Here is a 5,662-nt window from a genome sequence, read left to right as displayed (position 1 = left end):
CGCATCTCCTGCCCGAACCGGCGCGCGACCATATCGGCATGGGGTACCACTCGCCCGGTGCCGTGGCACTTCGGGCACTCGTCACCCTTGCGGGGGCGGATACCAGTCCCTTTGCAGTGCGGGCAGCGGCCGGATTGCAGCATCTCGGCGACACAGTGGTCGTGGGCGAGAGACAAGATCGCGTTCCGCTCGGCCAGAAGGCGCTGGTACTCGTGGCCATTGCCACCGCGGTGAGCTCGCTTGGCCTTCTCCATCACCACGGCGGCCCGGCGGCGCTCCTTGTCATAGTGCGGGTGAGACAGCACCAAGTGCTCCAGCTGCTCAGACAGGGGGCGGCGCAGCAGGATAGCCATGGCCATACCACCGGCCTCTTCGCAGCCCAGCGTGGTGCTGAAGTGCGTCAGCAGCGAAGCCAGTGCCTGCTCGTCCCCCAGGTGGTCGGCCATGAGGAACTGGAGCCCTTGCGGGTTGCTCTTTGCGGCCACCTGCAGGGCTCCCAGAAACTCCTCTCTCCCCAGCGTGCTGGAGCGACCGGACGAGGGTTCATGTAGTGCACCTTTCGGCGAGAAAAGGCGCAGAGCCATTTCGATAGCGTGGGTCATGGTTTGGTCCTCTGGTCTGGGTCCTGATTGAAAGCGGCGAGCAGCCAAGCGCGCAACTGGCAGGATTTGATGTGTTCCGGGGTAACTTCCAGCACGGTCCACCCGAGCAAGGTGGCCTCGTTCATCTTGGTCCGGTCCTCTACGAACCCCCTCCCCCGGGTGTGCCGGCCACCGGAGTGGATCCCGCCATGGATTTCGAGGGCGAGCTTCTGCTCCTCCCAGGCGTAGTCGAAGCGCCATTTGCGCTTGGGGTGGAACAACAGCTCGGTGGCCGGGTCAGGGAAACCAACAAGCTGGGCCAGCACCTTGTCGTGCAGGGAAGTGACCTGCTGGGCCTTGCGCACCAGCTTGGCTGCGCTCCTGACCTTCGGGCTGCGACCCAGCAACCGGGCCGCATCGAGGGCGGTGAGGTGGATCATGCAGCCCTCCCGATGGTGTTCTTTCGCAGTTCGGTGACTTCTCTGGCCACCTGCTCCAGCAGGGTCTCCTCGCTGCCGTGCTCTTGCTGCCAGGAACGCGGGGCGGCGTGGAACCCTGTGGGGTAGCAGGCACGATGATGTCGCGGGCAAAGCGGTAGCACCCGGGTGTGCTCGGCGCGCTGGGCCATACCTGACCCAGAGCGCACGTGATGGATTTCCGCAGGGGTGGCGCCATGACCGGCATTGCGGCAGGCGATACAGCCGAGAGAGCTCACATCGTCCAACCACTGCTTATCAGCCTTGGTCTTGCTCATGCCGCAGCCCTCCCGTAGGCCGCCACCCAGTCGAAACCACGGCGGGATTCATCTCCGAACTTCACGCCCTGCTCAGCACCAAAAGCCTGGGCCAGCTCGATGAGGTCGCGCATCTCGCGCACGGTCATCTTGGAGGTGGACTTGCCCAGCACTACGAAGCCATTCCCGTTGAGGTTCGGCACCACATCCTGCTGATACAGGGCGGCGCTGAGAACATGCTTCCAGTCCTCCTTGGCGAGCTTGCGGCCGTGCCAGACCACCTGCTCGGCGATGTCAGTGAGGCATGCCCAGAGCATTGAGTTCTGGGCCAGGCTACGGGTCATCTCCTTGATCTCGATGACCAGCGGCTTGTCCTTGTCAACCGGCAGGCCAGCGACCAACTGGCAAGCACGGGACCGGATTTCAGGGCTACGGAGGAAATATTTGGGATAGGAGCTCATGCCGCATCTGTCCGTGTCAGTACAAGGGACAGCTGTGCTCGCGCCTTGAGCTGGGCTTGTTCTATACCCAGCGCTCGTTTCTCGATACGTCGCTGGGCAAGCCCTTGTCCATGGAAAGAACCTTTGGAGACAGATAGAGCCTCCCGCCGAGCAAAGTCGTGCAGGAGATGCTGCAGATCTCGATTCTCGTGGAGTTGTTCCATCATCCAGTTGAACGCACGGATGTAGAGCAGTTTGAACTGGGCAGCCTTTTTGCCAGTAAATCCCATGACCAAGAACACCATGCCGTCTTTCGAGATCAGGTACTCGGGTCTGGAATCGCCATTTTTATCAATGAAATCAGTCAGCTCATAATTGAGCGCAGTAAATTCCTCGTCACATTCGAGCAAGCGGATAGCTCGCAGTACGTTGCGATGCTCCTTCTCAAATAACTCGGCGACTTGGCGGGAAGTGGTGAACACCTCCCCATCCTGGGCGCTCACCAATTTCTGGAACAGTTCGATCTGCTCGGGAGTGTACTGAGGAGCGATAGGCTTGATGCTGCGGATACTGCCGCAGCCGCGAGGGCGTGCCGCAGATAGATCACGGGTATGTGCTTTGGTCATGGTCTGGGTCCTTTTGGTCATACACAGCCGGGTGGTCTAGGTCCGGCACTGACTATGGTACCCACTACTATTAATTTCTGTCACGCACCAGAAGTTATCGATGATGGCCAAATTAGCTATACGCCACCGTTCACGCCAAGTTTCATAGGCTGCAAGGCAGCCTATTTTTTAAAACTATTTTCAACAAAAACAAGATTTCCTCTAAACAAGCAGAACCATTCGAGATATTATTTCCTTATGGCTCCTGAGCTAGATACGCCTTCTAAACATTTGCAGCCATACACAACCAGCTGATCCATATCCAGCAGGACAACATCAAGCCTAAATAACTAGCATCGTCGCACTTCAGGGGGAACTTAATTCATTCAAACCTTAAGCACGGCAATTTACAACAGTCCTAACATCAAAATAGGATACATGCTGACATATACCTCACTACAAATTGGCATCATCATTAATAAAACGGAGATGAAAAGTGGTAAAGCTATTCCTTGAGGAAAATAAAATTTACTTTGAAATTATTTCAACCGTTCTGCTTGGCATAATGGCTATATATGTTTCATACCAATCAAATGAGATAGCTAAGTCTCAACTTACAGTTGCTGAGTCCCAACTGCAAGTTGACCAAGCTCAACTACAAGTTGCTCATCATGCAATTCAATTGCAAGAGCAAGAACAACTCCCTGATGTAAAAGCAAATTTCAGAACAATTAAACACGAAAATGGCGAAGAATCCTATAGCGTGGAAATATTAAACACAGGAACAGATCTGTATGATCTTAGCAATTATATTATCGCATTCCTTTCTATAAGGGAACTTCAAGTCATCAGCGATAACAAACCACTTGAGCAAATACCTCATCTGATTCATGCTGTTATTCCAATAGGTAACTACCCAGAAAGCCTCACTGAAGTTAATGACCCAAACAATGGGAAAATGTTTACCACTAAGATTAAAAACACTAGAAAATTAGAACAAGCTTTCGAAACATTTAAATCATCACAAGAAACAAAATCTCGTTCACTCGTTAGTTTTATAGAAAAATATCTATATGTTTCTTACAAAGATAAATTTGGAAAGAATCATTCAAAGTATTATCACTTTGGCCCAGGCGGAGATGCAATCCCAATGGATAATGTGAGTGGAGACAGTATTTTTAAACTTCATCAGTTAGGTATTGAAAAGCAAAAACATATAGATATAGACAGCATCGACAACAACAAATTAGAAAGGCTTTGGATAGATTATGGAAAGGACATAGTAATCGGGGATAGCATCAACTATAGCTCCTGACTGTACAGATCTAGTTATCACCTAACGCCGGCCTGAGGCCGGTGTATCGCTCCCCCTATAAACAACACTGTAGCCACTCCCCTTCTCTATGTGGAGCTTTAGGCTGATGAGCCCTGCTCTTGAGTTCATCAGGCAAATCCACCCTGCCATATTCATGCCCAGGTGTACCTTCCCTTCCTAGTCACAGTACCTGCCACCGCTGAGCTGTCTCGCAGCGCCCCCCACACTACTTCAGCCCAGACTCGCCTGGCCACTACTAGGGACAGACAGAGCTCCCCTCAGGTTGCTCTAACCTCCCCCCATCAGTACCCACACAAAATCTGTGATCCCCTCCTGATTCCGTGCTCATTACACTCCACAATTGGAACCATATGAGTTACTATTCACATGGCAATTATTGTAATGAAAATTACAAACTATTAATTCAACACTAGATGATAAAATATGGAAAACGCTCCTCCCAGTACTACAACATTTACAACTACCCTTCAATTAATCTTCAATCATTTTACTAACTATTTAGTTTGCGCATCATTATTCTATATAGGAGCATCCGCTTTACGGCACCCTGAATGGCTTCATATGGGTGACATGAATTCAATATTGGCATACTTTGTTATTTTGATTGCCATTTCGTTAGCTGTATTGAATGGATTTAAAGTAATTAATTTTATCTTTGTAAATTTTAAACCCATACCAGTTCCAGGTCGAAGAAGGAAAGCTGGATTACTGGCAAGATATTACATAATCACCGCTTACCTAGCTCTAATGTACGTAATTATTGCAGTGGCGATCAATATCCAAGGCCAAGCTTAAGAGTTTATAAATTGTCCATACTACTACTGATTGAAACAATCAGTAGTATATTACATTAGGCTTACACTTTAGAATCCATTATGACTAATGAAATCAATAATATACTGTCTCCTGCCATGATTACATCATTGCTACCGCAATATCGTATATCTGCAGAAATGGAGATGCGCTTTATAAATGCGATGCATCATGATGACCCTATAATAGAGAGAAGCCTAAACAACCAAGGCATAAAAACAATAGACAATAGTGAGTTGAGCACTGATACATTTGATTATTTTATAAAAAACAAAGATGCACTAAGTAACGAATTTATTTCTGAACTGTTACGGAGAGTTGATAGAGATGAGATAGATCTATTCTGTGAGGTTGTTGCTGAGGACTGGTTTGACGGAATGAAGAAGCGCAATTCTGGCCGACCACATAATCTGAAGTCATCAGTTTACAGTTATATTAGTAGGGTATATGGAGACTCATGGGCTACCTCATGTGTACAGAGACGTGAACCACTCAACGAAGTTCCTCCCTTGATATCTGAAAATGCAATTGCAACAATACTTACTGTTAATTATCAATTGCTCTACAAACATATTGAAGAGTGGAAAAACCAGCATCCAAAAGGGGATTTCATTAGCAATGATGATATATTTATAAGAAGGGGTGTTTCACTTGCAACCCCCATTGATAAAGATAATAAATATCTTGAGCTTGACTATATCAGCTCATACTCACTTGCCATAAGCGCTCCAGAAAAGTTCTCGCAGAATGGTAAAAATGGCAGCCCTGCCATAATAAATGGGGAATTATCACTTTTTAATGAAAGAATACTATTCTTTTCCCCTTTCATTCCCGGTATGGACTCTCTGCAGCTAGAATTTGGCATTATACCTAGTGAAAAACCACTTGAGATATACGATCAAGGTGAGCATGGTGGAATCAGAGAATATATTCTTGAGCCAGCTCCACACCAAATATAAAAGAAAACGAAAGATGATTATTACGGTTTATTTAGATCCTTAATACTACCCGATCACCGGCCTCAGGCCGGTTCCTTACCCCTTCTGAACAACACCTTGAGTGTATGGAGATGGTATTCACCTGACAGTTGCCCACAAAAGGGAGTGGTCATACGGCTTCAAACCGGATAACAAAACGGTACCCCTACCGTGTTA

General features: G+C 48.4%; 7 protein-coding genes. 2 read left to right on the top strand and 5 right to left on the bottom strand.

The window, feature by feature from the left end:
* From AB5Y80_RS16480 to AB5Y80_RS16460, 5 genes are all read right to left on the bottom strand, one after another.
* Positions 1 to 602: TIGR02642 family protein (locus tag AB5Y80_RS16480; RefSeq protein ID WP_368173213.1), on the bottom strand; the 602-nt coding region annotated here is incomplete at its 3' end.
* Positions 599 to 1,021 (bottom strand): hypothetical protein, encoded by a 423-nt coding sequence (locus AB5Y80_RS16475; protein WP_368173212.1) that lies wholly within the window; start codon positions 1,019 to 1,021, stop codon positions 599 to 601. The genes AB5Y80_RS16475 and AB5Y80_RS16480, both read right to left, overlap by 4 nt.
* Positions 1,018 to 1,335, bottom strand: a complete 318-nt coding sequence (locus tag AB5Y80_RS16470; protein WP_183148627.1) for a Ref family recombination enhancement nuclease — start codon at positions 1,333 to 1,335, stop codon at positions 1,018 to 1,020. Before AB5Y80_RS16470 ends, AB5Y80_RS16475 begins: the two co-directional genes overlap by 4 nt.
* Positions 1,332 to 1,775: a recombination protein NinB gene (locus AB5Y80_RS16465; RefSeq protein WP_368173211.1), complete on the bottom strand. Its 444-nt coding sequence runs from the start codon at positions 1,773 to 1,775 to the stop codon at positions 1,332 to 1,334. Before AB5Y80_RS16465 ends, AB5Y80_RS16470 begins: the two co-directional genes overlap by 4 nt.
* Positions 1,772 to 2,380 carry a Rha family transcriptional regulator gene (locus AB5Y80_RS16460; protein ID WP_368173210.1) on the bottom strand — a complete coding sequence of 203 codons (609 nt, stop codon included), beginning with the start codon at positions 2,378 to 2,380 and terminating at the stop codon, positions 1,772 to 1,774. Before AB5Y80_RS16460 ends, AB5Y80_RS16465 begins: the two co-directional genes overlap by 4 nt.
* Positions 2,381 to 2,855: 475 nt before the next feature.
* Between AB5Y80_RS16460 and AB5Y80_RS16455 the strand changes: the two genes are divergently transcribed.
* Positions 2,856 to 3,674 carry a hypothetical protein gene (locus tag AB5Y80_RS16455; RefSeq protein ID WP_368173209.1) on the top strand — a complete coding sequence of 273 codons (819 nt, stop codon included), beginning with the start codon at positions 2,856 to 2,858 and terminating at the stop codon, positions 3,672 to 3,674.
* An 896-nt stretch (positions 3,675 to 4,570) separates the two neighbouring features.
* Positions 4,571 to 5,467, top strand: coding sequence for a hypothetical protein (locus AB5Y80_RS16450; protein WP_368173208.1), 897 nt, complete (start codon positions 4,571 to 4,573; stop codon positions 5,465 to 5,467).
* Positions 5,468 to 5,662: the final 195 nt, after the last annotated feature.

Origin of the sequence: Aeromonas sp. R2-1 (genome assembly GCF_040908425.1) — a bacterium.
GTDB lineage: Bacteria > Pseudomonadota > Gammaproteobacteria > Enterobacterales > Aeromonadaceae > Aeromonas > Aeromonas caviae.
Note: the sequence above shows the minus strand (reverse complement) of the source record. Positions and strands in the feature narration are given on the sequence as shown.